Origin of the sequence: Klebsiella sp. DY2415, from assembly GCF_026314315.1 — a bacterium.
Taxonomy (GTDB): Bacteria; Pseudomonadota; Gammaproteobacteria; order Enterobacterales; family Enterobacteriaceae; genus Klebsiella; species Klebsiella ornithinolytica.
In genome coordinates this window covers 1,673,524-1,697,996 of sequence record NZ_CP111115.1, presented here as the reverse complement: position 1 = coordinate 1,697,996, position 24,473 = coordinate 1,673,524, and the positions used below count along the sequence as shown (strand labels likewise).

Genomic DNA, 24,473 nt, shown 5'->3' with positions numbered 1-24,473 from the left:
TAATCTACTTCAGCAGCCCTTTTTGCTGCAGATAATCTGCGGCAACTTTTTTCGCGTCCAGCCCTTCCACGGCAATACTGGCATTGAGCTGTTGCAGCGTTTTCTCGTCAAGGCTGGCAAAGACCGGCTGGAGCCATTGCGCGATCTGCGGATAGGCTTTCAGCACCGCTTCGCGCACCACGGGCGTCGGGGCATAAATCGGCTGTACGCCCTGCGGATCGCTGAGCGTTTGCAGCCCCAGCGCCGCCACCGGCCCGTCGGTTCCGTAGGCCATTGCCGCATTCACCCCGGAAGTCTGCTGGGCCGCCGCTTTGATGGTCACCGCCGTATCGCCCCCCGCCAACGACAGCAGCTGACTTTGCTTGAGCTTGAAGCCATAGGCTTTTTCAAAGGCCGGGAGCGCATCCGGACGTTCGATAAATTCGGCGGAGGCGGCGAGCTTAAAGTCGCCCCCTTTTTGCAGCCAGGCGCTGAGATCGGCCAGCGAGGTCAGATGATTTTTTTCCGCCAGATCCTGACGCACGGCAATGGTCCAGGTGTTATTGGCCGGCGCAGGCGTCAGCCAGATAAGCTTATTCTTCTGCGCGTCGAGGGTTTTGACCTTCTCATAACCCTGCTGCGCGTTCTTCCACGCCGGGTCGTTTTCGTCTTTAAAGAAGAAGGCGCCGTTGCCGGTGTATTCCGGATAAATGTCTAATTCCCCCGCCGTAATCGCCCCGCGTACCACCGGGGTGGTTCCCAGCTGGATCTTATTCACGGTTTTCACGCCATGACTTTCCAGAACCTGCAAAATAATATTGCCCAGCAGCGCCCCTTCGGTGTCGATTTTTGAGCCAACTTTGACCGGCTCCGCCGCCTGAAGCGGCAGGCTGACCAGCGCGACCAGCGCCAGCGCGCCTGACCAGATACGTGCCTTTATCATCCCCGCGTCCCTCTTAATTTGCGCTCCATTAACAGGAGCTTAAGAGAAAAGCGTAGTTCATTTAGTGCATCCGGAAAAAGAAAAGGCCGAATATTCGGCCTTTGAGAAGGATGACAACGCTGTTTTAAACAGGGCGCCCGCGTTTCTGCCGGGAGGCGGCTGGCGCCTGGCCCGGCCGGCGAAACCCGCCGTTTCCTCGCTTACAGCAGCTCGAATTCACTCTGCTTCACGCGGGCGGAGTCGACGCCAATAAAGACGTTGAATTTTCCCGGCTCGGCATCGTATTTCATTTTCTGATTCCAGAACTTCAGGGCGTCAATTTCAATCGGGAAGGCGACGGTTTGCGTCTCTCCCGGCTTGAGGGTCACGCGCTTAAAGCCGCGCAGCATTTTCACCGGACGGCTCATCGAGGCGGTCACATCCTGCAGATAGAGCTGAATCACCGTTGCGCCTTCGCGCTTGCCGGTGTTGGTCACCTGTACGCTGGCGGTGACGCTACCGTCGCGCTGCAGGGTCGGCGCCGACATTTTGACGTCGGAAACGCTAAAGGTGGTGTAGCTCAGGCCGTAGCCGAACGGGTACAGCGGGCCATTCGCTTCATCAAAGTAGCGGGAGGTGTATTTGTTCGGTTTATCGGCATTGTACGGACGGCCGGTATTAAGATGGCTGTAGTACACCGGAATCTGCCCCACCGAGCGCGGGAACGACATCGGCAGTTTACCGGACGGGTTGGCATCGCCGAACAGCACATCGGCAATGGCATGGCCCCCCTCGGTCCCGGCGAACCAGGTTTCGAGGATAGCGTCAGCCTGCTGATCTTCTTTCACCAGCGCCAGCGGACGACCGTTCATCAGCACCAGTACCAGCGGCTTACCGGTGGCTTTCAGGGCGCTAATCAAATCGCGCTGGCTCTGTGGCAAGGTGATGTCGGTACGGCTGGAGGCTTCATGGGCCATACCCTGCGCCTCGCCCACCACGGCCACCACCACGTCGGACTGTTTCGCCGCCGCCACCGCTTCATCGATCATCGCCTGCGGCGAGCGCGGATCGACCTGCACCGCTTTCTCATACAGGTTGAGGAAATCGACAATACCTTTATCGTTGGTGACGTTAGCGCCGCGGGCATAGATAACCTTGCCTTTGTCGCCCAGCGCCTCTTTGATGCCGGTCAGCACCGTCACCGACTGATCCGCCACCCCTGCCGCCGACCAGCTGCCCATCATGTCACGTTTGCTGTCAGCCAGCGGCCCGATAACCGCAACGGTTCCCGATTTTTTCAGCGGCAGCGTCTCCAGACGGTTCTTCAGCAGCACCAGGCTTTGCCGGGCGACTTCGCGCGCCTCCTGGCGATGCAGGCGGCTTTCGGCGTTGGTATCCTGCGGATCGGATCCCTGCGGACCGAGATGGCTGTACGGATCGTTAAACAGCCCCATATCATATTTAACGTTGAGCACGTGGCGGGTGGCGTCATCCAGCTCCGCCATCGTCACCTTGCCGGATTTAACCAGCCCCGGCAGGTATTTGCTGTAGTACTCGTCGCTCATACTCATGTTGATGCCCGACTTCAGCGCTACCCGCACGGCATCTTCCGGATCGGCAGCAACGCCGTGCTTGATCAGCTCTTTGATCGCGCCGTGATCGGAGACGGTGATGCCTTTAAAGCCCCAGTCATCGCGCAGCACCTCTTTCAGCAGCCAGGCATCGGAGGTCGCCGGCGTGCCGTTCAGCGAGTTGAGCGCCACCATCACCGCGCCGCTCCCGGCATCCAGCCCCGCTTTATACGGCGGCATATAGTCGTTGAACAGGCGCTGCGGGCTCATATCGACGGTGTTGTACTCTTTGCCCCCCTCCACCGCGCCATAGGCGGCGAAGTGCTTCACGCTGGTCATCACCGAGTAGCGATCCGCCGGGCTTTTGCCCTGCATCGACTCAACCATCGCCCGTCCCATTTCGGTGGTCAGATAGGTATCTTCGCCGAAACCTTCCGAAGCGCGGCCCCAGCGCGGATCGCGGGAGACGTCGACCATCGGCGCCCAGGTCATGTTGAGACCGTCGTCGGCGGCTTCATACGCCGAAATACGCCCCACCGTCTTTACCGCGTCCAGGTTAAAGGAAGAGGCCAGACCAAGGCTTATCGGGAACACGGTGCGCTGACCGTGAATCACGTCATAGGCGAAAAACAGCGGGATTTTCAACCGGCTGAGCTGCATGACCTGGTCCTGCATCGCGCGGATATCCGGGCGGGTCACGGTATTGAAAATGGCCCCGACCTGGCCATCTTTGATCATCTCGCGGATCGCCTCTTTCGGGTTATCCGGCCCGACGCTGATCAGCCTTAGCTGGCCAATTTTTTCATCGACGGTCATCTTCTTGAGCAGTTCACTCACGAACGCATCGCGGGCCTGCGGCGTCAGAGGGTGATTGCCGAACAGTTCATCCGCCAGCGCGGGTTGCAGCGCCAGACTGACGGCGACGCCTATAGTGCAGAGCCATTTCATTTTTATCTCTCTTTCTCTCAGGCCGGGGTTACGGCAAAACATAATAAAAACCGCAGTTTGCCATATATATAAACAAGACGCCTGCACAATGCTAAGGTTCTTCTCTGATTTTTCGACACATTGGTGCACAAAATTGTCATACAAAGCGCTATGCTTAATTCCGATATTTTCGGTACCACCACAAGGAGTGGATCATGTCATCGGCAACAACATCGAATAATTCTGGTTTTCTGGCGGAACTGGCAAGACTGGTTGGCTCCTCCCATCTGTTAACCGATCCGGCAAAAACCCAGCGCTACCGTAAAGGTTTCCGCTCCGGCCAGGGCGACGCGCTGGCGGTGGTCTTCCCGGGAACCCTGCTGGAACTGTGGCGCGTGCTGAGCGCCTGTGTCGACGCCGATAAAATCATTTTGATGCAGGCGGCGAACACCGGGCTGACCGAAGGTTCAACCCCAAGCGGCAACGACTACGACCGCGAGATCGTCATCATCAGCACCCTGCGCCTCGATAAGCTGCACCTGCTGGATAAAGGCGAACAGGTGCTGGCGTTCCCGGGCACCACGCTCTACTCGCTGGAAAAAGTGCTGAAGCCGCTGGGTCGCGAGCCGCATTCGGTGATCGGTTCTTCCTGCATCGGCGCCTCGGTGATCGGTGGGATCTGCAACAACTCCGGCGGTTCGCTGGTACAACGCGGCCCGGCCTATACCGAGATGTCGTTATTTGCGCAGATTGACGAAAACGGCAAGCTGCGGCTGGTGAACCACCTCGGGATTGACCTCGGCGCCACGCCGGAACAGATCCTCAGCCGCCTCGACGACGACCGTATCAAAGAAGATGATATTCAGCACGATGGCCGCCACGCCCATGACCACGATTACGTCACCCGCGTGCGCGACGTCAATGCCGATACCCCGGCGCGCTACAATGCCGACCCGGATCGCCTGTTTGAATCCTCCGGCTGCGCCGGCAAGCTGGCGGTATTCGCCGCGCGCCTCGATACCTTTCCGGCGGAAAAACGCCAGCAGGTCTTTTACATCGGTAGCAATAACCCGGCGGTGCTGACGGAGATCCGTCGCCATATTCTCGCCGAGTTTCAGCACCTGCCGGTGGCGGGTGAGTACATGCATCGCGATATCTACGATATCGCCGAGCGCTACGGGAAAGACACCTTCCTGATGATCGATAAGCTCGGCACCGACAAAATGCCGTTCTTCTTCACGATGAAAGGCCGCACCGACGCCATGCTGGAGAAAGTGTCGCTGTTTAAGCCCCACTTTACCGACCGCTTCATGCAGAAGCTCGGACATGTCTTCCCGGCGCATCTCCCGGAGCGGATGAAAAGCTGGCGCGATAAATATGAACATCACCTGCTGCTGAAAATGGCGGGCGATGGCATCGACGAAGCCCAGACCTGGCTGACGGCATACTTCCGCGAGGCCGAGGGCGATTTCTTTGCCTGCACGCCGGAAGAAGGCAGCAAAGCGTTTCTTCACCGCTTCGCCGCCGCAGGAGCCGCCATCCGTTACCAGGCGGTACATGCCGACGAAGTGGAAGACATTCTGGCGCTGGATATCGCTCTGCGCCGTAACGATACCGAGTGGTTTGAGCATCTGCCGCCGGAGATCGACAGTCAGCTGGTACATAAGCTCTATTACGGTCACTTTATGTGCCACGTCTTCCACCAGGACTACATCGTCAAAAAAGGCGTCGATGCCCACGAACTGAAAGAGAAGATGCTGGAGCTGCTGAAGGCGCGCGGGGCGCAATACCCCGCCGAGCATAACGTCGGCCATCTCTATGAAGCGCCGGAGAGCTTAAAACAGTTCTACCGCCAGAATGACCCGACCAACAGCATGAACCCGGGGCTCGGAAAAACCAGTAAGCAGAAGTACTGGGGTGAGCGCCAGGCGGACGGGAGTCACGGCGCTGAAGAGCACTAATCAGGGGTGACGAGTTACGGGATTCTGTATTACGCTGCACGCCGGAGAAACGCCTCTCCGGCAAACCTGGTTAAGGAGTCCCATCATGTCCGAAGCGGATATGTTACACGGCGCTGAATTAGAGATCCGCGAAGCCCTGCCCGATGACGCGCACGCCATCGCGGCGCTGTACGTCTGGCACGTGCTGAACGGACGCGCCTCCTTTGAAGATATTCCCCCGACCGTCGATGAAATGCGCAAGCGCATCAAAACCGTGCGTGACAACGGGCTGCCCTGGCTGGTGGCGCTGTGGCGCGGCACCATCGTCGGCTACTGCTACGCGACGTTTTACCGTCCCCGCCCCGCCTATCGCTACACGCTTGAAGAGTCGATTTATGTCGAGTCCGGCATGGGCGGGCGCGGCATCGGCAGCGCCCTGCTCACGCAGCTGATTGCAAAGTGCGAACAAGGCCCGTGGCGGCAGATGCTGGCGATTATCGGCGACGGGCATAACAATGCCGGCTCGCTCGCCATTCACAAAAAATTTGGTTTTACCGTGGCGGGTCAACTGCGTAGCGTCGGGTACAAGATGGGCGACTGGCGGGATACGTTAATTATGCAGCGCCAGCTCGGCGAGGGCGACTTAACCATACCGGAATAAAAAATCCCCCGCCCGCGTGCGCGAGTCGGGGGAGAGGCATTAATCGTTTTGCGCGGTCTGCGCGCCGCCTTTCAGCATCGCATCCGCCATCTGCGCCTCACGCTGTTTTTTATAGCTCAGCGCGGAGGCCGGAACCGGCATCACCTTCCCGGTTTCAACCCAGGTACGCAGACGACTGGCGTCGGCAAAGTGGGTATATTTCCCGAACGCATCCATCACCACCAGCGCCACCGGGCGCTGATTAATCACCGTTCTCATGACCAGGCAGTGGCCCGCGGCATTAGTAAAGCCGGTTTTGGTCAGCTGGATATTCCAGTTATCCCGATAGACCAGGTGGTTGGTATTACGGAACGGCAGCGTATAGGCCGGATGGGCGAAGGTGGCGGTATCTTCTTTGGTGGTGCTCAGCTGGCCGATCAGCGGATACTGCTCGGTGGCCATCAGCAGCTTCGTCAGGTCGCGCGCGGTCGATACGTTGTGAATCGACAGGCCCGTCGGCTCAACGTAGCGAGTATGGGTCATGCCCAGCGCCTGGGCCTTGACGTTCATGGCGCGAATAAAGGCGTCATAGCCGCCAGGATAATGGTGGGCCAGACTCGCGGCAGCGCGGTTTTCGGAGGACATCAGCGCCAGCAGCAGCATATTGCGGCGGCTGATTTGGCTGTTCAGCCGCACGCGTGAATAGATGCCTTTCATCTCCGGCGTGTGGCTGATATCTACGGTGAGCATCTCGTCTAACGGCAGATGCGCATCCAGAACCACCATCGCCGTCATCACTTTGGTAATCGACGCGATGGGGCGAACCAGATCCGGCTGGCTCTGGTAAATAATCTTTTTGCTGGCAAGATCAACGATCATCGCACTGCCGGAAGCAATTTCCGGCTGCAGGGCCGTGGCGGCCACGGGGGTTTTTGCTATCGCCTGGGGCGCAAAAGGCACAGCCAGAAGCAAGGTCAGGCTGAGCAAAGAAACTCGAAATTTCGGCATCGTGAGCATTCTGAAAAGTATTCTTGCACGTTATTAACGTACGCTGCGTCGCCGGGCAACAGGCAACGCTGGCAGACCCTATCATACCCCGGCAGAACGCGACCTGACTAATAAGAATCGTGAGCAAATGCTGCATTGCTGGCATAAAAATCCATTTATGCCAGCAATAGATTCACTCATCAAACGGTTCAGCAACAGAATTAAAACAGTCGGTAGCCGTATCCCCAGAGAATAACGGTTATCGCCAGCAGGACTTCAAGCACCAGCACCCCGATGGCCAGGGTGGAACTGGCAAAGCTGAGTCCCTCTTCTTTATTAATACTCAGGAAGGTCGGGATGCCCAGATACAGCAGGTAGCCGGTGTAAAACAGCGCGATCGTCCCCACCAGTGCGCACAGCCAGACCAGCGGATAAAGCGCGACCAGCCCGCTGAGAAACAGCGGCGTAGCGACATACCCGGCAAACACCATGCAGCGCTTAAGCGATGGCCGCTGCGGATAGTTTCTGGCCATCCACCAGATAATCCTCCCCATCACCGCGACCCCGCCCAGCATCACGGCGTAGAACACCACCGCCAGCGCCAGACCGGTCATCAGCGAAAGTTTTACCACGGTGCCATCGCCAAAGTTCCAGCCAAGCTGCGTGGTGCCGATAAAGGCGCAGATAACCGGAACCGCTGCCATGACCAGCACATGGTGCGTATAGTGGTGCGAAATCGTCTCGTTTTCGCTCTTGATAACGCTCATCTCTTGATTCGGATGAGAGAATAGTCCCCAGACATGGTTCATAGCGTCCCCCTTGTCACGGCCTCGTACAGCACTGATCCAAGTATAATTCACCCTGCGCGATTCGTTTATGTACAGCACTAAAAATGCGCTCAGAGCCTGTCCTGGCAGGCGTTTTTGGCGCAGGCGGTTTGAACACCGACAGCGCGGAGAAAGCGCCGCGTAGGCGTAGCACGTGCAGGCGGGTTCCCCCTGGCAGGCCGCCATAAATCGTTGAGATCCCTGCCCTGCGGCAAAATGACCAGCAAAAGCGTCCTGATGAGATAGACGCTTAACCTCGTTTTAAGCCCCAGGGTGTATGATTAACCCATTGATGATTGATCCCGTTGATGCTTCGCGCTGCACAACCGGCCCCGCTGGTCGCCAGACATGCGCGGAAGCATAAGGGGTAAGGGAGTTTATTTTTGTATGGATATCAATAACCTGATTTCCCAGTATGGCTACGCTGCGCTGGTCATTGGCAGCATGGCGGAAGGTGAAACCATCACTCTGCTGGGCGGCGTGGTCGCGCATCAGGGGTTATTAAAATTTCCCCTGGTCGTTCTCTCCGTTGCCCTCGGGGGAATGATCGGCGATCAGCTGCTGTATCTGCTGGGCCGACGCTTTGGCGGCAAGCTGCTGAAGCGATTTTCCCGCCATCAGGCGCGGATACGCAAAGCGCAGCGCATGATTCAGCGCCGCCCCTATCTGTTTGTGATTGGGACCCGTTTTATGTACGGTTTCCGGGTCATCGGGCCGTTATTGATCGGCGCCAGCCGCCTGCCGCCAAAAGTGTTCCTGCCGCTGAATATTCTCGGCGCGCTGGTGTGGGCGCTGTTATTCACCACGCTGGGCTATCTGGGCGGGGAAGCCATTGGACCGTGGCTGCATCATCTTGATGCGCATCTGAAGCACTGGATCTGGCTGATTCTGGTGGTCGCGCTGGTGGTAGCCGCGCACTGGTGGTTCCGACGCCGCGAGGCGAAAAAGAAAGAGTAGCGCCGAGCCGGCACCGCCTGACGACCGGAAAGCCCGGCCGCGCAGAGGGTGCCTTGCCAGGCGTTAACCTGACTTCGTGGTCTGGTGGTAGCCGCCGCCCAGCGCCGAGGTCAGCTGAATGCTGGCATCCAGCCACTGGCCGCGCAGACGCAGCGCGGCAATGCGCTCCTGAAGCGCAGGCAGCCTGGCCATACTGACACGTGACCCCGGAAGAATCCCGGCGCTCATGCGAGCCTCCGCCAGATTCACCGTCCGCTGCGCATCTTTTTCAACCTGCTGCTGCTGCTGATTCTTCTCCATCAGGGTCTCAACCTGGCTGGCGGTCTTCGCCACCTGGTTCACCGCGTCCACAACCGCTTTGTTATATTTTGCCACCGACAGATTATTCTGCGCGCTGGCAATATCGAGGTTGGCATTCAGTCTGCCGCTATCAAAGACAGGCAGCGTCAACCCAGCGGACAGCCCCATCTGCTGGGCGGAATGGCGGAACAGATCGCTCAGGTGCAGCGCATCCTGCTGCAGGAAGGCCATCAGGTTGATGTCCGGATAGAACGCCGCTTTCGCCGCATCCACCTCGCTCAGCGAGGCCTCAATATACCAGTGGGCCACCTGCAGATCCGGGCGGCGCGCCAGCAGCTCATACCCCAACTCCGTCGGCATCTGCGCGCTCACCTGCGGAAGATTAGCCGGATGCAGATTCAGCGCCTGACTCTGGCTGTTGGTCAGCGCCATCAGGCGCGCTTCGATCTCTTTCATGCTGCCCGCAACGTCCGCCAGCTGCTGGTCGGTTTTGCTGACATTGATATCGTTTTCAGCCCCTTCGGCCGAGTTGGTGATCCCGCGCTGATACAGCGCCTGGTCAACGCTGACAATATTATTCTGTTCGCTTTTAACCTGCTGGAGCACGGTTTTCACCGCGGCTTCGGTCTGCCACTGCCAGTAGAGTCGCGCCACGCTGCTGGCCAGCAGTTCGCGGGTTTGCGCCTCTTCCGCCACTTGTGCTTTAAGTTCACCGATGCGGGCTTTCACCAGCGCCCGGTTTTTCCCCCACAGATCCAGATCCCAGCCCGCCGTCAGACCAAAGGTGCCATTGGTGTACCAGGGCCCGGTATTGCCGTCGGTATCCGTGGCAAACGGCCCCATCAGCCCCTCCGCCGACATTTTCTGCCGTTCAACATTGGCAGAGAAATCCATCTCCGGCCCAAGACTGGCTTGCGACATACGAGCCTGAGCTTCCGCCAGCTTGATACGCTGTTCGGCAATCTGCATATCCGGGGCATTCGCCAGAGCGCGCTGGATCAAATTATTCAGCTGCGGGTCGTGGTAATCCTGCCACCAGTTGCTTTGCGGCCAGCCATTTTTAACCGCCGCGGGCAGATCCATTGACACATGGGAGGCAGGTATCTGCTGCGGCGGCGGCTCGCCAATATCATGGGACGGCGCGCAGCCAGCCAGAGCGATGACCAGGGGGAACCCAGCCAATACGCTTTTTCTCAGAGTAAGATTCATTAGACAGGTCAGGTAACTAAACAAGGTTGGTTATACTAAGTTAAATAAAATTAAGCCGTTTAGTAAAGTGTGTGACTAAACACCTGGATAATTAAAAATAAACAAATAATTCATGGAGTGATAATGAGCCAGAACATCTACGATGATCCTGATTTTTTTGCAGGATATGCCACTCTCGACCGGTCGGTTAAAGGGCTCGACGGCGCGCCGGAATGGCCGGCTATTCAACGTATGCTGCCGGCTTTACGCGGCCTGCGCGTCGTCGATCTCGGCTGCGGCTACGGCTGGTTCTGCCGCTGGGCGCGTGAACAAGGCGCCGCCCAGGTGACCGGCGTGGATCTTTCCAGCCGGATGCTCGACCGCGCGCGTGAAATGGGCCAGGGAGACGATATTGACTACCGCTGTGAAGATTTGCAGACGCTGACCCTGCCGGCCGACTCATGCGAGCTGGTCTACAGTTCGCTGGCCCTGCACTATCTCCCCGATGTCGCCCCGCTGTTCGCCGTGATTTACCAGGCGCTGACCCCCGGCGGCACGCTGCTCTTTTCCGCAGAACACCCTGTCTACACCGCCCCCCTCCGCCAGGGCTGGCAGAACGATGACGCCGGACAGAAAATCTGGCCGGTGAGTCACTATCAGCAAGAGGGAGAGCGAATCAGCAACTGGTTTGCCGACGGGGTGAAAAAACAGCACCGCAAGCTGGCCAGCTGGATAAACCTGCTGGTTGCCGCCGGTTTTGTCATTGAGCATCTCGATGAATGGGGGCCAACGGCGGAGCAAATCGCCGCCCAGCCGGGGCTGGATGAGGAAAAAGAGCGGCCGATGATCTTTCTGCTGCGCGCCCGCAAACCGGCATGATAAGTAAAAGGCCCGGAGAATCTCCGGGCCTTGAACGGGGTGACGACGCGATTTTAGCGACGGTGATCGCCTCTCTGTCGGGGGCGGTTAATACCTTCCCTGACCACCAAAGCCATCAGGCGATTACTCTTTCAAGCTGCCGCCACGGCTGGCAATCACCTCTTTGTACCAGTAGAAGCTTTTCTTCTTGCTGCGCGCCAGGGTCCCGTTGCCGCTGTCATCGCGATCGACGTAGATAAAGCCGTAACGTTTGGACATCTCCGCTTTCGACGCGCTGACAAGGTCGATGGGGCCCCAGCTGGTAAAGCCCAGCAGCTCCACGCCGTCTTCAATGGCTTCTCGCGCCTGCACCAGATGGTCGTTCAGGTAGCTGATACGGTAGTCATCGTTAATGCTGCCGTCAGCTTCAACTTTATCTTTCGCCCCCAGCCCGTTCTCAACGATAAACAGCGGCTTCTGATAGCGATCCCACAGCACGTTAAGCAGCGTCCGCAGACCCAGCGGATCGATCTGCCAGCCCCACTCGGAACTCGCCAGATGCGGGTTCGGCACCATGCTGAGAATATTACCACGCGCCTTTTTGTTCAGCTCCTCGTCGGCGGTGACGCAGCCGGTCATGTAATAGCTGAAGGAGATAAAATCGACGGTCTCTTTCAGCGCCGCGCGGTCGGCATTGGTGATGGTAATCGTCATTCCCTGGTCGCGGAAGTAGCGCAGCATGTAGCCCGGATACTCGCCCCGACACTGCACGTCACCGAAGAACTGCCAGCTGCGATTCTGTTGCAGGGTTTCAAAGATATCTTCCGGTTTACAGCTTAGCGGGTACATTAAACCGCCCAGCAACATATTGCCGATTTTGCCCTCGGGCACGATCTCATGACAGGCTTTTACCGCCAGGGCGCTCGCCACCAGCTGATGGTGAATAGCCTGATAGACCGCCTCTTTACTGCTCCCTTCCGGCAGGCCGACGCCGGTCATCGGGGCATGCAAAGACATATTGATTTCGTTAAAGGTCAGCCACAGCTTGACCTTATCTTTATAGCGGGCAAACACCGTTCTGGCGTAGCGTTCGAAGAAGCCAATCACCTCGCGGCTGCCCCAGCCGCCGTAGTTTTTCACCAGCGCCCACGGCATTTCATAGTGCGATAGCGTCACCAGCGGCGTGATATTGTGCTGAGCCATTTCAGCAAACAGGCGGTCGTAAAAGGCCAGCCCGGCCTCATTTGGTTCGGCATTGTCGCCGTCCGGAAAAATCCGCGTCCAGGCAATCGACACCCGCAGGCAGTTGAAGCCCATCTCCGCAAACAGGCGGATATCTTGCGGGTAGCGATGGTAAAAATCGATCGCGATATCTTTGATGCCGCTGTCGCCCGGCACCCGTTCAACGACGTCGCCAAAGACGCCATGCGGCTGTACATCTGAGGTTGATAATCCTTTGCCATCTTCCAGATACGCGCCTTCCACCTGATTTGCCGCGGTTGCGCCGCCCCATAAAAAGGTCTGCGGGAATCTCTTCATCTTTCTCTCCTCTGATTAATGGCTGACGGACAACAGCGGCTGGCCGGCATCAACCACGCGGGTGGATTCGATGTCTACGGAACGATAATCGTCGCTGTTGCTGATAATAATCGGGGTCGCCAGGTCATAACCGGCGTCCAGAATGGCCTGGCGGTCAAATTCAAGCAGCACATCACCGGCTTTGAACTTATCGCCTTCTTTAACATGGGCGGTGAACGGCACGCCATCGAGTTTCACGGTGTCAATACCAACATGGATTAACAGTTCAATGCCGCTATCGCTGAGCAGACCAATCGCATGTTTGGTCTGAAAGAGTGACGCCACTTCTCCGGAGAACGGCGCAATCACTCTGCCGACGCTGGGAATGATCGCCACGCCTTTTCCCAACAGACCGCTGGCGAAGGTGCTATCGGGGACCTGATCCAGCGCCAGTACGGTACCAGTCATCGGGGCAAGAATATCGTTTTCCGATACCGGAGCAAGCGGAAGGTCCGATGCTTCCGCCCGACTTGCCGGCAGTCCGGCGATAAAGGTCAGCGCGCAAGAGATAACCAGTGCAGCCACGATGCCAATCACCCCGCCCCATACGGTGTTGTCGATTCCTTGCGGCGGAATCATCTGCGCCAGAGTGAAAATATTGGCAAAGCCAAAGGAGTAGACGTGGCTGTCGCTCAGCCCAACGATGGCCCCACCGATGGCGCCGGCCACACAGCCGAAGATAAACGGACGACGCAGCGGCAGAGTCAGACCATAAATCGCCGGCTCGGTGATACCAAAGATCCCGGCGGATACCGCAGATCCGGCCAGCACTTTTTGCCGCGCATCGCGGGTGCGCAGGAAGATCCCCAGCGCCGCCCCAACCTGGCCCATCACCGCCGGCAGTAGCATCGGCAGCATCGAGTCCTGTCCCAGCACCGTCAGGTTATTAATCATCAAGGGGATCAGCCCCCAGTGCAGGCCAAAAATAACGCATACCTGCCATAGCGCGCCCATCGCCGCGCCCGCCAGCCACGGCGCGACGGTGTAGATAATCTGGTAACCGTGGGCCAACAGCTGACTGAGCCAGGTGGCCACCGGGCCGATCGCGAGGAAGGTCAGCGGAACCACTACGGCGATGCAAAACAGCGGCGTAAAGAAGTTTTTCATTGCTGAAGGTAGCAGCGCGTTGCTTTTGCGCTCCAGCCAGCAGCTCACCCACGATGCGAGGATAATCGGGATCACCGAGGAGCTGTAGTTGATAAAGGTTACCGGGATGCCGAGAAAGTGCGCCGCCTCGCTACCGGGAAGCTGGGCCGCGTCAAAGGCCTGAATCATCATCGGATGGGTCAACGCCCCGCCGATCACCATGGTAATAAACGGATTACCGCCGAATTTTTTCCCGGCGGTATAGCCCAGAAACAGCGGGAAGAAAAAGAACAGCGCGTCGCTGGCGGCAAACCAGATTTTATAGGTCCCCTGCTGCGGAGTCAGCCAGCCGCAAACCACCGCCAGCGCCAGTAGCCCTTTCAGGATCCCCGAGGCCGCCAGCACGCCGATAAACGGCGTAAAGATACCAGAGACCACATCAATCACCTGGCCAAGCACCGAGGTTTTTTCCGCGGAACCGGTCACCGGTTCGCTGTCGTCCGTCAGACCCGCTTCAGTGCGTACCGCCTGCCAGACATCGTGGACGTGGTTACCAATCACCACCTGGAACTGACCACCGCTTTCCACCACCATGATGACGCCAGGGTTGGTCTTCAGTCCTTCCGCGTCCGCCTTCTTGTTCTCTTTGAGCTTAAAGCGCAGCCGTGTGGCGCAGTGAACCAGACTCACGATATTCTCTTTGCCACCAACCCGGCTAAGAATATCCTGCGCGAGTGCTTTATATTCCATGCTGTTTTCCTTACTTCCGCTGCCCGCAGGCAACCGTGACTGAGTGTAAAAATAAAAAAAACCCGAGAACCACGCCGGATGGCGTCGCGCTCAGGTTTTGCCTGCGTTATGCAGTAACAATCCAGTTTTCAGTAAAGGGAATTAACGCCCTTCTTTTCTCACCCGCTCGATATGAATGGCGAGAAACATAATTTCTTCCGTCGTCAGCGACCGCTGATAGCTTTTCTGTAGATGAATCGCGACGGTTTCGGCACATTTCCACGCTTTGGCGTAGTTATCTTTCACCGCGCTGTGCAAAGTGACGTCATCATCTGCCACCACCGTGCGCGTCAGCATCCGCTGGGCAAAAAACTTCAGATGAGTGACAAAGCGCTGGTAGCTCAGCGACTCTTCGTCATAGTTCAACTGCAGTTGATACTTCACCAGCTGCAGGATCTCCTGCATCACCCGGGTGACATGCATCACTTCCGGCATTTCGCTGTTGAGCTGCGCGGTGACCAGGTGCAGCGCAATAAATCCGGCCTCATCTTCGGCGAGCTCAACGCCGAGCCGCCTGGCGATAATCGCCCGCGCCTCCTGCCCGAGCTCAAACTCTTTCGGATAAAGCCGCTTAATTTCCCACAGCAGTACGTTGCGGATCGTCACCCCATTCTTTTGCCGTTCAATGGCAAAATGGCAGTGATCGGTCAGGGTGATATACAGGCTCTCCTGCAACTTACCCAACCGCCCGCGCGCCAGTTCAATAATCCGATCGCAGGTGGTCATCACTTCTAACGGTATCTGACTGAGTAATTCACCTAAACGGCCAACCAGTTCATCGCTCTGCAGCGCGAAGATCTTTTCAATTTTACTTTCGTCCAGTGAGTCACCGACGCGTTTCTGAAAGGCTAGCCCTCGCCCCATCACCACCTGTTCGCGTCGCTGCTCATCTAAAACAACCACCACATTATTATTAAGAACTTTGGCGATTTGCATATGAACCCCAGAAACAAAAAAACCTGACCCCCGACAAAGCCGGGAAATCAGGTTTTGCCTGCCGAAGCAGTAGCAATCCAACACCCGCACTGTAGCAATTTCTTCCGTCGGCTCAACCTGCGAAGCCGAAAAACGTGATACGGATCGCGACTAATCACTCGACGCGGTATAGACCGTCAGAAAGTCACCACGGTTTTCCACTCGATGACCCAGGCATCCTGAGTCTGAGCGACGCCGCCCGGACGATGCCAGTACTGCAGTCCTGGCTGCAGCTCAAGCCACGAAACCGGACGCAGGCGGTAGTACAGTTCAGCATTCACCGAATGCCCGGCCACCGGCTGATAGTTCGCCGCGTAGTAGTCCGTGGCCCCGCTGAGCTCATTCATATACTGCTGATTGCGCGCGTAATGGTTGCTCATATCCATCCAGGTCAGGCCAAAGCCCAGCCAGTCTTGCGGACGGGCGTCAAACAGGCCACGATAGCGCATTGATGCGGCTACGGCGGTATGGATGTAGTTGCTGCGCTGATCGCTATAGCTGCCGCTCAGCGAGACGCTCATCCCGCGATCGGGGTCGTCGGCATGGCGGGTTATCTGCTGGTTCATCCCGGCATACAGAAACCAGGTGCTATCGTGTTGCGCATATCCTTGTGGGTCAGTGGCTCCGGGGCCGCCGGATTTTCCGCTATACAGATCGCTCTGCGGCGCGTTGGTGTAGAGCACACCGAGGTTATACGCGCCGGAAAGGCCATTGATGACCGGCCGCGCTTCAATCTCTACCGGCAGCAGAATGCCTTTGCTGCCTTTTGTCGACCAGCTCCACGCGTGGCTACGGGAAGAGGCTTCCGGGTTTTGCTCCATGACACCGCCCTTCAGCGTCAGCGTCGGGGTCAGCTTATATTCGACGGTCGTTCCCCAGGTATGGACGTTCCAGTTGTTCCAGGTCATCGAGTTAGCGGACTTGCCGCCGCACTGTGAAAGCAGCTGGAAATCGCAGGGGATAATCTGATCGAAGGTCTGCACCTTATTCATCATCCCGATACGCCACGTCAGACGACGGTCATCGAAGCTACGGGCAAAGGTCAGCCAGCCAAGACGGGTAATAGACTGGCCTCCCCAGCTCTCCTGCGCCAGATCGTTAAAATTAACCCGCGGATCCTGCAGCCGCTGGGTGGTCAGGTTGTCATCGTGGTTACGGTTAACGATATTACCTTCGATACGTGCATCCGGGATCCCGGTCCAGCGCTCCAGGTCCTGCGTAAAGGTCAGAGCGACCTGATCGATATAAGCCAGCTGTTTATCATGGTTATATCCGCCGCCCGCGTTGTAACCCATTTCATTGAGGTAGCCGAGATTATAATGAAATCCGTTATTTTCAAGGATTGGACGAATCCCTGACATCTCCCCGAGCAACCCTTTTTGCGGGTTCTCAAAACCTAATACCGTACCGTTCCATTTTTCCGTTTCCGCGGCAAAAGCGCCGGGCGTTAACAGCGAAAATGTCACTATCAACAGGAGGGGATTTATTTTTTTGTTGTGCATAATGATATCCGTTGTGACTGAATAAGGGTAATAGCTGGCCCCAGGCAATAAACCCGCCCGTTTTTCGTCTTTATATTTATTTTTTCAATACCTGCCCGTCAGCCATTCAACGGCGTTGTTGATACACCTGGGCAGATCATAAGTCATTGCTTTAAATGAACATTTAATTCCTCAAAAATAAAAGGCAAAAAAAAACCTAAGCACTCCAGCCACAAATGGCGGAAGTGCTTAGGTTTTGCCTGTATCAGTAGCAACCCTGAATATATAAGTTACACAATATCACTCAGCGACAGAAATGCCCATCAGCAGATGGTTCCCGAGTAATAAAGTGTGAGCGATTTAACAATCTTCCCTAATAACGGGCAATGGCTAGCGCAATGTCCGCCGAGGTTTTCAGCGTGCGTATTTCATTAAACACGACCAGCGCCTCATCATATTCTTTGCGTAAATAACTGAGCCACTGTTTAATTCGCGCAACATGATACAGCCCGGTATCGCCCTGTTTTTCCAGACGCGTATATTTTTTCAGTAGCTCCACGACCTGCGGCCACGGCATGCGCGGTTCGTTATATTTGATGACCCGACTTAAATTTGGCACGTTTAGCGCGCCGCGACCAATCATTACCGAGTCGCAACCGGTGACCGCCAGACACGCCTGTGCGCTTTGCCAGTCCCAGATTTCGCCGTTAGCGACAACCGGAATTGACAGCCGCTGGCGGATTTCGCCAATCGCCGCCCAGTTGATCCGCTCCGCTTTATAAGCGTCTTCTTTCGTGCGGCCGTGAACCACGAGCTCCGTCGCGCCGGCCTGCTCTACCGCATCGGCAATTTCGAACTGCCGCGCTCCGCTGTCCCAGCCCAGGCGAATTTTGACCGTCACCGGCAGATGGTCCGGTACCGCTTCGCGCATTGCTTTTGCGCCGCGATAGATAAGCTCCGGGTCTTTAAGCAGCGTCGCCCCGCCGCCGCTGCCGTTCACCAGCTTTGACGGACAGCCGCAGTTCAAGTCAACGCCCCAGGAGCCCAGCTCCACCGCCCGCGCGGCATTTTCCGCCAGCCACTGCGGATATTGCCCCAGCAGCTGCACCCGAACGCGGGTACCGGAAGGGGTGCGGCTTTGATGATGGAGTTCCGGGCACAGTTTATAGAACGATTTTACCGGCAGCAGCTGATCCACCACCCGCAGAAACTCGGTGATGCACAGATCGTAATCGTTAACCTCGGTCAGCAGCTCGCGCACCAGCGAATCGAGCACGCCTTCCATCGGCGCCAGTAATACACGCATATTATTACCCGGAAAAAAAAGAGGCGCTATGGTAGCGCCTCTGTGCGTCGGTTGAAAGATCTCAATGTGGTTCGGCTGCGCCTGGCTGGTCGAGAGGTGCGATAAGGCAGGGATACCGCCCTTCGCGTCACGCGTAATTTGTCACGCCGCGAACAGCAGAGTTGCGCCGGGGCGGCGGGATAAAAGCGCAGCGCCCCGCTCTCCCCGCGGCGCTTTCACTATTATTTATCGCAGGATTCATCAACATGCATTCCGCATGCCCGAAGGTTCCATTACTCTATTAAATCTATGCCTGGAATTCATGATGTGATCGGTAGCACATTTCAAGGTTTAATTGTATGATGAATACGGTTCATCAAGGGTTATTACCATGAGTAAATCGCTGAATATTATCTGGCAGTACCTGCGGGCTTTTGTCCTGATCTATGCTTGTTTATACGCCGGGATTTTTATTGCTTCCCTGCTGCCCATTACCATTCCAGGCAGCATCATCGGCATGCTGATTTTGTTCGTTCTTCTGGCGCTACAGATTATGCCGCCGAAGTGGGTCAACCCCGGCTGTAACATATTGATTCGCTATATGGCGCTGCTGTTCGTGCCTATTGGCGTTGGCGTCATGCAATATTGGGATCTGCTGCGTGCGCAGCTCGGCCCGGTGGCAATCTCCTGCACGATCAGTACATTAGTGGTCTTCCTGGTGGTGAGCTGGAGCTCACATCTGGTTCACGGCGAACGTAAAGTGGTCGGTCAAACGGAGGACGTCAAAGATGATGCATGAAATCTGGTGGTCCTTGCCGCTGACGCTGATCGTCTTTTTCCTCGCCCGCAAGCTGGCCGCGCGGTTTAAATTTCCGCTGCTGAATCCTCTGCTGGTGGCGATGGTGGTGATCATCCCCTTTTTGTTGCTCAGCGGTATCTCCTACGATCGCTATTTTCAGGGCAGTAAAATTCTCAACGATTTACTTCAGCCTGCGGTTGTGGCGCTGGCCTTCCCGTTGTATGAGCAGCTGCATCAGATCCGCGCCCGCTGGAAATCGATCATTACGATCTGCTTTATCGGTAGCGTCGTGGCGATGGTAACCGGCACTACCGTCGCGCTGCTGCTCGGCGCGACACCGCAAATCGCCGCGTCGATTATGCCGAAGTCGGTCACCACGCCGATTGCGATGGCGGTCAGCGGGAGCATTGGCGGTATTCCGGCCATCAGCGCGGTGTGCGTCATTTTCGTGGGGATTCTCGGCGCGGTTTTCGGCCACAGCCTGCTTAACCTGATGCGCATTCGCACCAAAGCCTCGCGCGGCCTGTCGATGGGGACCGCATCGCATGCCCTCGGGACCGCCCGCTGCGCGGAGCTGGATTATCAGGAAGGGGCTTTCAGCTCCCTGGCGCTGGTGCTGTGCGGGATTATCACCTCGCTGGTGGCCCCCTTTTTGTTCCCGCTGATTCTGGCTATCGTCGGATAATTGTGACTTACGTCACATTTATCAGTGCAACATAAACATGTTGCATAAACAATGAGATATTAATCACATATACGGGCTACCCCCGCCCGTACACTAGATTCCCATTACATTGTTATGAGGCAACGCCATGCACCCACGTTTTCACGCTGCTCTTCCCCACCTGGCGGCAGACCTGCAAACGGCCATCGCACCGATGCTGATCGACCCACACTTCCCGGCTTTGCTGGATGCCGGTCAGGTCGCCACGCTGCGGAATGCAACAGGCCTCGATGAAGACGCGCTGGCCTTTGCGCTGCTGCCGCTCGCGGCGGCCTGTGCGCGCGCCGACCTGTCCCATTTTAACGTTGGCGCCATCGCCCGCGGTATTAGCGGTACCTGGTATTTTGGCGGCAACATGGAATTCCTCGGCGCCACGATGCAGCAAACCGTGCACGCCGAGCAAAGCGCCATTAGCCACGCGTGGCTGCGCGGCGAACGCTCGCTCAATGCTATTACCGTCAACTACACCCCCTGCGGCCACTGTCGTCAGTTTATGAATGAGCTGAACAGCAGCCAGGTTCTGCGTATTCATCTGCCGGGTCGCGAAGCGCATTCTCTACAGCACTATCTGCCGGATGCCTTCGGTCCGAAAGATCTCGAGATTAAAACGCTGCTGATGGATGAACAGGATCATGGTTTCCCGCTAACCGGCGACACTCTGGCGCAGGCGGCCATTCAGGCAGCCAACCGCTGCCATATGCCGTACAGCCAGTCGCCTTCCGGCGTGGCGCTGGAGTTGAAAGACGGCACCATTTTCGCCGGTAGCTATGCGGAAAACGCGGCATTTAACCCAACGCTGCCGCCGCTGCAGGGAGCGCTCAACCTGCTGAGCCTCAACGGATATGACTATCCGGATATTCAGCGCGCCATTCTGGCTGAGAAAGCCGATGCGGCGCTGATTCAGTGGGATGCAACCGTAGCAACGCTGAAAGCGTTGGGTTGCCACAATATTGATCGCGTCCTGCTCGGCTAAGTGACCCGTCATGCGGGCCCTGTTGGCCCGCATTGTTGAAAATCCCCGCAATTAAACGATGGTTTCTTGCTCTTGCCCGGCGGGTAAAGTAGCCTGATAGCTCCATTGTCCACATGAGTCAGGTGAATGTTAAAGCGTGTGTTATACAGCCTGTTAGTCCTGTTCGGCCTGCTGCTGTTGACCGTGCTGGGTCTTGACCGTTGGATGAGCTGGAAAACCGCTCCCTATATCTATGATGAACTCCAGGATCTGCCCTACCGCCAGGTTGGGGTGGTGCTCGGTACCGCCAAGTACTATCGCACCGGAGTGATTAATCAGTATTATCGCTATCGTATTCAGGGTGCGCTGAACGCTTACAATAGCGGCAAGGTGAACTACCTGCTGCTGAGCGGCGATAATGCGCTGCAAAGCTACAACGAACCGATGACCATGCGCCGCGATTTAATCAAAGGCGGCGTCGACCCTGCCGATATCGTGCTCGATTACGCCGGGTTCCGCACCCTCGACTCTATCGTGCGCACCCGCAAGGTTTTCGATACCAACGACTTTATTATCATTACCCAACGCTTCCACTGCGAACGGGCGCTGTTTATCGCCCTGCATATGGGGATTCAGGCGCAGTGTTACGCCGTACCTTCGCCGAAGGATATGTGGAACGTGCGTTTACGTGAGTTTGGCGCCCGGTTTGGCGCGCTGGCGGATTTGTACGTGTTCAAACGCGAACCCCGCTTTTTAGGGCCGCTGATACCGATACCAACTTTGCAGGAAGTGCCGGAGGGAGCGCAGTCCTATCCTGCCGTAACGCCAGAACAGCTGCTGGAACTGCAAAAGAGTAAATGACGGGCCGTTGATGGCGGTATGCTTTCCGCCGGCCCACTCCGCCTTGCGCGGTCAGCTATTTATCGTGGTCTGGTTCAGGTAAACGGGTGTTCGGGCGAAGCGTTGCGCTAAGTGCGCTCTACAGCGGCCCGCCAGTAACCAGGCAGAGACCGCGACACCCCCTCCCGCTTTCACCCTGGCCGTGGTAAACAGACGAAAAAAAGCCCGCGCAAATGCACGGGCGGGATAACAACGGACGGTTATTTTTTGCGCGCGTATTTCAACGAATCCAGCGCCACGGCGAAGATAATGATCGCCCCTTTGATGATGTACTGCCAGTAGGGGTTTACGCCGATATAGGTCAGGCCGTAGTTGATAACGGTGAAGATGATCACCCCGGTCACCACACCAAGCACCGTCCCCACACCGCCGCTGAACGACACGCCGCCGACGACGCAGGCCGCGATCGCATCCAGCTCATACATAAAGCCGAGGTTGTTGGTCGCCGAACCGATACGCCCGGCCTCCAGCAGACCGCCAAAAGCATAGAACACACCGGACAGGGCATAAATCATCAGCAGGTTCAGCGCCACGTTAACACCGGAAACTTTGGCCGCTTCCGGGTTACCGCCGATGGCAAAAATGTTTTTACCAAAACGGGTTTTATTCCACAGGATCCACACGAAGAAGACCGCAATCGCCGCGTAGAACGTAATGTACGACAGGCGGAACGACCCCAGCGCGATAAACCCTTGGGCAAAGTGTGAGAAGTGGCTGTCAAAGCCGGAAATAGGCGATGCGCCGACAAAATCGTAGTACAGGGAGTTGATGCCATAGACGATGATCATCGTACCGAGGGTGGTGATAAACGGCGTCACGTTCAGGTAAGCGATAATGATCCCGTTAATCAACCCGATAACCGCACCGATTGCGCAGACCAGCAGGATCACCAGCGGAATCGGCATAGTCGCCATCTCCGGGAACACCTTGTTGGCATTATCGACCGCCTGGAGCATGGTTGCGGCGATAACCGCCGCCAGCCCGACCTGACGACCGGCAGAGAGGTCGGTACCCTGGGTCACAATCAGCCCGGCAACGCCGAGCGCGATAATAATACGCACCGAAGACTGAGTCAGGATGTTACTCAAGTTCAGCAAACTTAAGAACGTGGGGTCCTGGAAAATAATAATCGCCAGCAAAACCAACAGCACAACGTAAATCCCACCGTCTTTCAGGTACGTGAGAAAACTTTTTTTATTTAACGCACTCATGAGAAGCCCCTGCTCTTAAAGATGCAACGACGCAAGACGTAAAATTTCGTTCTGCGTAGTAGTTTTTGTCTCAACAATTCCGGCAACAAGACCGTTGCTCATAACCAGAATACGGTCGGTAATACCCAGCAGCTCCGGCATCTCGGAGGAAATAATGATGATCCCTTTATTTTTCTTCGCCAGCTCAGCAATCAGCTGATAAATTTCGAACTTCGCGCCAACATCAATCCCGCGCGTGGGTTCATCAAGCATCAGAATTTCCGGCTGGGTTAAAAGCCAGCGACCAATAATAACCTTTTGCTGGTTACCACCGGACAACGAACCAATTTGCGTATGCTGTCCGGGGGTTTTCACGCGCATCGAGTCAATCACCCACTGGGTATCGCTTTTCATGCGGGAATTGTCCAGCAGACCCACCTTGTTTTTATATTTCTTAATATTGGAGATCAGCGAGTTAAAGCCGATATCCAGATAAGCATAAATACCGGTGGAACGGCGTTCTTCGGTGACTAACGCAAAACCGTGGTTAATGGCTTCATTCGCGCTATGGTTATTGATCTTCTTGCCGTGCAGCGTAATCGTGCCGCCTGATTTTTCGCGGATGCCGAAAAGGGTTTCGACAATATCGGTACGCTTCGCTCCCACCAGCCCGGCGATACCGAGGATCTCCCCTTTTCGCAGATCGAAGGAGACATCGCGAATCGACGGCTGACGCAGCGAGGTCAGGTTGCGCACTTCCAGAATGGTTTCACCGGGCGTGTTGTGCTTCTCCGGGAAGCGCTGGGTTAACGAGCGCCCGACCATCATGGCGATGATCTTATCCATATCCAGGCCTTCCAGCGGCTGGGTGGCAATCCACTGACCATCACGCAGAATCGTGATTTCATCGCATAGCTGGAAGATCTCTTCCATCTTGTGAGAAATATAGACAATACCGCAGCCGCGTTCTTTCAGCTTACGGATAATCTTAAACAGGTGATTAACTTCTTTCTCCGTCAATGATGACGTAGGCTCATCCATAATGACAATTTTGGCGTCATAAGAAAATGCCTTGGCGATTTCAATCATCTGCATCTGCGATACTGATAACGTGCCGACGCGAGCGCGCGGATCGATATCAATATCCAGTTCATCAAATATTCCCTTGGTATCGCGATACATTTTTTCCTGATCGACAAACACGCCTTTGGTGGGATAACGCCCCAGCCACATGTTGTCCATCACCGAACGTTGCAATACCAGGTTTAACTCCTGGTGAACCATTGAAATACCGTTTTCCAACGCTTCTTTCGCGGAATGGAAATCGATCTCTTTTCCCTGAAAAAGAATACTACCGGAATCTTTTTGATAGATTCCAAAAAGGCATTTTAATAATGTCGACTTACCCGCACCGTTCTCTCCCATTAATGCATGAATAGAATGAGGACGGACTTTCAGATTGACATTATCGAGTGCCTTGACGCCAGGAAACGATTTGTTGATATTGCTCATTTCCAACAAGAATTCGCCTGACCGTTCGCTATTATTGCTGACCATAGTTATACCTGGCTGCGTTCATGCACACCCCAACCGACGCAGACGCGTCGCTATCAGGGTC

The 24,473-nt window shown here is 56.2% G+C and carries 19 protein-coding genes and 1 pseudogene; 8 read left to right on the top strand and 12 right to left on the bottom strand.

What is annotated here, in order from left to right:
* Positions 1-4 precede the first annotated feature (4 nt).
* Positions 5-922 carry a glycine betaine ABC transporter substrate-binding protein OsmF gene (osmF, locus tag OQV00_RS07970; RefSeq protein WP_004864724.1) on the bottom strand — a complete coding sequence of 306 codons (918 nt, stop codon included), beginning with the start codon at positions 920-922 and terminating at the stop codon, positions 5-7.
* Between the two features lie 200 nt (positions 923-1,122).
* A complete protein-coding gene (gene bglX / locus OQV00_RS07965) occupies positions 1,123-3,420 on the bottom strand; it encodes a beta-glucosidase BglX (RefSeq protein WP_015583851.1) in 2,298 nt (765 codons plus the stop codon).
* A 194-nt stretch (positions 3,421-3,614) separates the two neighbouring features.
* On the opposite strand from bglX, the gene dld reads away from it, so the two are divergent.
* Positions 3,615-5,360: a D-lactate dehydrogenase gene (gene dld / locus OQV00_RS07960; protein ID WP_086816110.1), complete on the top strand. Its 1,746-nt coding sequence runs from the start codon at positions 3,615-3,617 to the stop codon at positions 5,358-5,360.
* An 85-nt stretch (positions 5,361-5,445) separates the two neighbouring features.
* Positions 5,446-6,000: a GNAT family N-acetyltransferase gene (locus OQV00_RS07955; RefSeq protein ID WP_004864731.1), complete on the top strand. Its 555-nt coding sequence runs from the start codon at positions 5,446-5,448 to the stop codon at positions 5,998-6,000.
* Between the two features lie 39 nt (positions 6,001-6,039).
* Here OQV00_RS07955 and pbpG read toward each other — a convergent pair whose 3' ends face one another.
* Both pbpG and OQV00_RS07945 read right to left on the bottom strand, forming a co-directional pair.
* A complete protein-coding gene (gene pbpG, locus OQV00_RS07950; RefSeq protein WP_048023187.1) occupies positions 6,040-6,987 on the bottom strand; it encodes a D-alanyl-D-alanine endopeptidase in 948 nt (315 codons plus the stop codon).
* A 200-nt stretch (positions 6,988-7,187) separates the two neighbouring features.
* The gene (locus OQV00_RS07945; RefSeq protein ID WP_004864735.1) at positions 7,188-7,775 is read right to left on the bottom strand and encodes a Yip1 family protein; all 588 of its coding nucleotides are present in this window, start codon (positions 7,773-7,775) and stop codon (positions 7,188-7,190) included.
* Between the two features lie 405 nt (positions 7,776-8,180).
* Between OQV00_RS07945 and OQV00_RS07940 the strand changes: the two genes are divergently transcribed.
* Positions 8,181-8,750, top strand: coding sequence for a DedA family protein (locus OQV00_RS07940; protein WP_004864738.1), 570 nt, complete (start codon positions 8,181-8,183; stop codon positions 8,748-8,750).
* A 63-nt stretch (positions 8,751-8,813) separates the two neighbouring features.
* Here the strand turns inward: OQV00_RS07940 and mdtQ are convergent, their stop codons facing one another.
* Entirely contained in the window at positions 8,814-10,259 is a 1,446-nt protein-coding gene (gene mdtQ / locus OQV00_RS07935) for a multidrug resistance outer membrane protein MdtQ (protein WP_004864740.1), read from the bottom strand.
* A 123-nt stretch (positions 10,260-10,382) separates the two neighbouring features.
* Between mdtQ and OQV00_RS07930 the strand changes: the two genes are divergently transcribed.
* Entirely contained in the window at positions 10,383-11,117 is a 735-nt protein-coding gene (locus OQV00_RS07930) for a class I SAM-dependent methyltransferase (protein WP_032717953.1), read from the top strand.
* Between the two features lie 123 nt (positions 11,118-11,240).
* Here OQV00_RS07930 and OQV00_RS07925 read toward each other — a convergent pair whose 3' ends face one another.
* The 5 genes and pseudogenes from OQV00_RS07925 to dusC form a co-directional block, all read right to left on the bottom strand.
* Positions 11,241-12,635 (bottom strand): glycoside hydrolase family 1 protein, encoded by a 1,395-nt coding sequence (locus tag OQV00_RS07925; protein WP_266280125.1) that lies wholly within the window; start codon positions 12,633-12,635, stop codon positions 11,241-11,243.
* Between the two features lie 15 nt (positions 12,636-12,650).
* Positions 12,651-14,620 (bottom strand): annotated as a pseudogene (gene bglF / locus OQV00_RS07920) (PTS beta-glucoside transporter subunit IIABC).
* A 31-nt stretch (positions 14,621-14,651) separates the two neighbouring features.
* On the bottom strand, positions 14,652-15,485 hold the full coding sequence (gene bglG / locus OQV00_RS07915; RefSeq protein WP_004864750.1) for a transcriptional antiterminator BglG: 834 nt from the start codon (positions 15,483-15,485) through the stop codon (positions 14,652-14,654).
* Between the two features lie 176 nt (positions 15,486-15,661).
* A complete protein-coding gene (locus tag OQV00_RS07910; protein WP_088883761.1) occupies positions 15,662-17,026 on the bottom strand; it encodes a carbohydrate porin in 1,365 nt (454 codons plus the stop codon).
* A gap of 352 nt (positions 17,027-17,378) precedes the next feature.
* On the bottom strand, positions 17,379-18,311 hold the full coding sequence (gene dusC / locus OQV00_RS07905; protein WP_004864755.1) for a tRNA dihydrouridine(16) synthase DusC: 933 nt from the start codon (positions 18,309-18,311) through the stop codon (positions 17,379-17,381).
* A 370-nt stretch (positions 18,312-18,681) separates the two neighbouring features.
* Here dusC and OQV00_RS07900 point away from each other — a divergent pair, with 370 nt between their 5' ends.
* The 4 genes from OQV00_RS07900 (at position 18,682) to sanA (ending at position 21,626) form a co-directional block, all read left to right on the top strand.
* Positions 18,682-19,089 carry a CidA/LrgA family protein gene (locus OQV00_RS07900; protein WP_004864758.1) on the top strand — a complete coding sequence of 136 codons (408 nt, stop codon included), beginning with the start codon at positions 18,682-18,684 and terminating at the stop codon, positions 19,087-19,089.
* Positions 19,079-19,774 carry a CidB/LrgB family autolysis modulator gene (locus OQV00_RS07895; protein WP_004864760.1) on the top strand — a complete coding sequence of 232 codons (696 nt, stop codon included), beginning with the start codon at positions 19,079-19,081 and terminating at the stop codon, positions 19,772-19,774. Before OQV00_RS07900 ends, OQV00_RS07895 begins: the two co-directional genes overlap by 11 nt.
* A gap of 127 nt (positions 19,775-19,901) precedes the next feature.
* Positions 19,902-20,786, top strand: coding sequence for a cytidine deaminase (gene cdd / locus OQV00_RS07890; RefSeq protein ID WP_004864761.1), 885 nt, complete (start codon positions 19,902-19,904; stop codon positions 20,784-20,786).
* Between the two features lie 126 nt (positions 20,787-20,912).
* On the top strand, positions 20,913-21,626 hold the full coding sequence (sanA, locus tag OQV00_RS07885) for an outer membrane permeability protein SanA (RefSeq protein ID WP_004864763.1): 714 nt from the start codon (positions 20,913-20,915) through the stop codon (positions 21,624-21,626).
* A gap of 239 nt (positions 21,627-21,865) precedes the next feature.
* Here the strand turns inward: sanA and mglC are convergent, their stop codons facing one another.
* Positions 21,866-22,876 carry a galactose/methyl galactoside ABC transporter permease MglC gene (mglC, locus tag OQV00_RS07880; RefSeq protein ID WP_004864765.1) on the bottom strand — a complete coding sequence of 337 codons (1,011 nt, stop codon included), beginning with the start codon at positions 22,874-22,876 and terminating at the stop codon, positions 21,866-21,868.
* Positions 22,877-22,891: 15 nt separating this feature from the next.
* The gene (mglA, locus tag OQV00_RS07875) at positions 22,892-24,412 is read right to left on the bottom strand and encodes a galactose/methyl galactoside ABC transporter ATP-binding protein MglA (protein ID WP_004864767.1); all 1,521 of its coding nucleotides are present in this window, start codon (positions 24,410-24,412) and stop codon (positions 22,892-22,894) included.
* Positions 24,413-24,473 lie beyond the last annotated feature (61 nt).

Coding starts and splice junctions, on each gene's coding strand:
- mdtQ (WP_004864740.1), bottom strand. CDS start 10,259: ATGAATCTTACTCTGAGAAAAAGCGTATTGGCTGGGTTCCCCCTGGTC.
- OQV00_RS07925 (WP_266280125.1), bottom strand. CDS start 12,635: ATGAAGAGATTCCCGCAGACCTTTTTATGGGGCGGCGCAACCGCGGCA.
- pbpG (WP_048023187.1), bottom strand. CDS start 6,987: ATGCCGAAATTTCGAGTTTCTTTGCTCAGCCTGACCTTGCTTCTGGCT.
- bglG (WP_004864750.1), bottom strand. CDS start 15,485: ATGCAAATCGCCAAAGTTCTTAATAATAATGTGGTGGTTGTTTTAGAT.
- OQV00_RS07895 (WP_004864760.1), top strand. CDS start 19,079: ATGATGCATGAAATCTGGTGGTCCTTGCCGCTGACGCTGATCGTCTTT.
- osmF (WP_004864724.1), bottom strand. CDS start 922: ATGATAAAGGCACGTATCTGGTCAGGCGCGCTGGCGCTGGTCGCGCTG.
- dusC (WP_004864755.1), bottom strand. CDS start 18,311: ATGCGTGTATTACTGGCGCCGATGGAAGGCGTGCTCGATTCGCTGGTG.
- sanA (WP_004864763.1), top strand. CDS start 20,913: ATGTTAAAGCGTGTGTTATACAGCCTGTTAGTCCTGTTCGGCCTGCTG.
- dld (WP_086816110.1), top strand. CDS start 3,615: ATGTCATCGGCAACAACATCGAATAATTCTGGTTTTCTGGCGGAACTG.
- OQV00_RS07945 (WP_004864735.1), bottom strand. CDS start 7,775: ATGAACCATGTCTGGGGACTATTCTCTCATCCGAATCAAGAGATGAGC.
- OQV00_RS07940 (WP_004864738.1), top strand. CDS start 8,181: ATGGATATCAATAACCTGATTTCCCAGTATGGCTACGCTGCGCTGGTC.
- mglA (WP_004864767.1), bottom strand. CDS start 24,412: ATGGTCAGCAATAATAGCGAACGGTCAGGCGAATTCTTGTTGGAAATG.
- OQV00_RS07930 (WP_032717953.1), top strand. CDS start 10,383: ATGAGCCAGAACATCTACGATGATCCTGATTTTTTTGCAGGATATGCC.
- bglX (WP_015583851.1), bottom strand. CDS start 3,420: ATGAAATGGCTCTGCACTATAGGCGTCGCCGTCAGTCTGGCGCTGCAA.
- cdd (WP_004864761.1), top strand. CDS start 19,902: ATGCACCCACGTTTTCACGCTGCTCTTCCCCACCTGGCGGCAGACCTG.
- mglC (WP_004864765.1), bottom strand. CDS start 22,876: ATGAGTGCGTTAAATAAAAAAAGTTTTCTCACGTACCTGAAAGACGGT.
- OQV00_RS07955 (WP_004864731.1), top strand. CDS start 5,446: ATGTCCGAAGCGGATATGTTACACGGCGCTGAATTAGAGATCCGCGAA.
- OQV00_RS07900 (WP_004864758.1), top strand. CDS start 18,682: ATGAGTAAATCGCTGAATATTATCTGGCAGTACCTGCGGGCTTTTGTC.
- OQV00_RS07910 (WP_088883761.1), bottom strand. CDS start 17,026: ATGCACAACAAAAAAATAAATCCCCTCCTGTTGATAGTGACATTTTCG.